This is a genomic window from Paraburkholderia podalyriae (genome assembly GCF_014397785.1).
GTDB classification, from domain to species: Bacteria; Pseudomonadota; Gammaproteobacteria; order Burkholderiales; family Burkholderiaceae; genus Paraburkholderia; species Paraburkholderia podalyriae.
The window spans coordinates 1-2,376 of sequence record NZ_VZQQ01000185.1 but is presented as its reverse complement, the minus strand read 5'-3'; the positions used below and the strand labels follow the sequence as shown (position 1 = coordinate 2,376).

The following is a 2,376-nucleotide window of genomic DNA, read 5'->3' as shown; positions in this document are numbered from 1 at the left end:
GTTCTGACATCCAGAGAGCCGTCGCACTGTCGCAGCGGGATCTCGCTCACCTCGTCCTGATCTCTCGCGGCGTTGTTGGTCTCGTACTATATTCCAACTTCTGACGGGTTACGCTGACGGATACTCAGTTTGCGAACCACTGTGTCCGTGCCCACGTGCTTCAAACCCGACACAGTCAATCGCGCAATCGACTTCGGGTTCACCGAGGATAGCGGCGATTTGGTCCGATAGCGTTGCGTCCTCGGAAAGATCGACGGTTTCGAAGCCGACGCGACGGGCATGGTCCAGTCGAGCTTTGTTGACGTCCCCAACGATCACAACGGCAGCGCCGAGCAGCCGAGCGGAGGCGCCGGCGGCCAACCCGACAGGCCCGGCACCGGCTACATATACGGTTGAGCCCGGACAAACACCCGCTGTGACTGCTCCATGGTAGCCGGTAGGCAAAATGTCTGACAGGCACTTCAGATCGCGTATCTTCGCCATCCCCCGGTCCCTGTCAGGAATCTTGAGCAGGTTGAAATCCGCATACGGAATCATCACGAACTCTGCCTGACCGCCGATCCAACCGCCCATGTCGACATATCCGTAAGCACCACCAGGCCGGGCCGGATTCACATTGAGACATACACCCGTGTTCTGCGCCTTGCACATTGGACACCGACCGCATGCGACGTTGAAAGGCACTGACACCAGATCGCCCTTGGCGAGGGTTATGACGTCAGAACTGACCCAATACCAACCCTGTCGGCGCAGTAGTCCGCCCTCGAACCATGTGCTGATCGGAGCCGCAGATATTCGTCGCGACCACTCTCAAGATGACACCGTGATTTGCTTTCTTCCCATTCGGCTCTGCGAGCTCTGGAAAGGCCAGAGAACGGACTTCGACCTTGCCTGGCCCAACGTACACAACGCCACGATTTCCGGACATGCGTGTCTCCATATGGAAATTTATGAACACCGTTAGCGGATGCACAAACTCGCCGTCGTATCAACTGCCTCACGGCGAAAATTAATCTCTAGCCCCTCAGTGACTGGCACGCATTCAGCTCGCAAGCATTCCCACGTAGTTCTCGGCGAGAGCAGTCGAGGCCGCACGGGAAGACGCGACGTACTTGAGTTCCGCGACCTGCAGTTGCTGCTGGAAGGGGGTGGCGTCGTCAAACCGGTGCAGCATGCTTGTCATCCACCACGAAAAATGCTCCGCGCGCCATACCCGTTTCAGCGCATCGTCCGGGTAAGCGTCGAGTTTGGCTTCGCTACCGGTTGCGTAAAGCAATTTGAACGCCTCAGAAAGGATGCGAACGTCGTTCACCGCCAGATTCATCCCCTTAGCACCAGTTGGCGGGACGATGTGCGCAGCGTCCCCAGCAAGGAAAAGTTTTCCATGTCGCATCGTGCTGCATACGAAGCTGCGCATCCCGACGATATTTTTCTGAAATATTTTGCCTTCGGTAAGCTTCCATCCATCTTTCGCCTCCACGCGGGCGTGGAGTTCCGACCAGATCCGGTCGTCGGACCAGTTCTCCACGGAACCACTTGGATCGCATTGGAAATACATCCGCTGTACACCGGGCGAGCGTGTACTAATCAGAGCAAACCCGCGATCATGTCGCGCATAAATAAGCTCTTCACTCGACGGCGGCGCTTCTACGAGAATGCCGAACCAGCCGAACGGATAGATCCGCTGATATTCGCTCCGCAGATGTTCCGGGATCGCCGCGCGCGATGGCCCATGAAATCCGTCGCAACCTACGATGTGGTCGCATTCGAGCACGTGTTCCTCGCCATCGCAGGTGTATCGAATGCTCGGTCGCTCCGACTCCAATCCGTCCAACGACGTGTCCGATACGCTGAAAACCGGCTCTGACCCAGCTGCAACCCGCGCCGCTACAAGATCCTTAATCACTTCGTGCTGTGCATACACTGTGATTGCATGGCCGGTCAGTTCAGTCAGATCGATCCGGTGTCGGCCGCCCTCAAATGCGAGCTCAAATCCGCGATGTAACGCGCCTTCCCGGCGCATGCGCTCGCCGAGCCCACATTTGCTGAGTAGGTCCATAGTCCCTTGCTCAAGGACCCCGGCTCGAATGGTCGCTTCGATCTCCACTCTGCTGCGGCTTTCAATCACAACCGATTCAATGCCTTCCAGATGCAGGAGGTGTGAAAGAAGAAGTCCGGCCGGTCCAGCGCCGATGATTCCAACCTGAGTACGCACAATAGTCTCCTACCCGCTTCAGACGGCGGGCAATACGTATCCGTCAGCGTAACCCGTCAGAAGTTGGAATATAGTACGAGACCAACAACGCCGCGAGAGATCAGGACGAGGTGAGCGAGATCCCGCTGCGACAGTGCGACGGCTCTCTGGATGTCAGAACG

The 2,376-nt window shown here is 57.3% G+C and carries 1 protein-coding gene and 1 pseudogene; both read right to left on the bottom strand.

What is annotated here, in order from left to right; genetic code table 11:
• Positions 1-114: 114 nt before the first annotated feature.
• Positions 115-928, bottom strand: a pseudogene (locus tag F6X42_RS42290) (alcohol dehydrogenase catalytic domain-containing protein); the annotation flags it as partial.
• Positions 929-1,042: 114 nt separating this feature from the next.
• Complete coding sequence (locus tag F6X42_RS42285) at positions 1,043-2,215, bottom strand: 4-hydroxybenzoate 3-monooxygenase (RefSeq protein WP_187639687.1); 1,173 nt, start codon at positions 2,213-2,215, stop codon at positions 1,043-1,045.
• Positions 2,216-2,376: the final 161 nt, after the last annotated feature.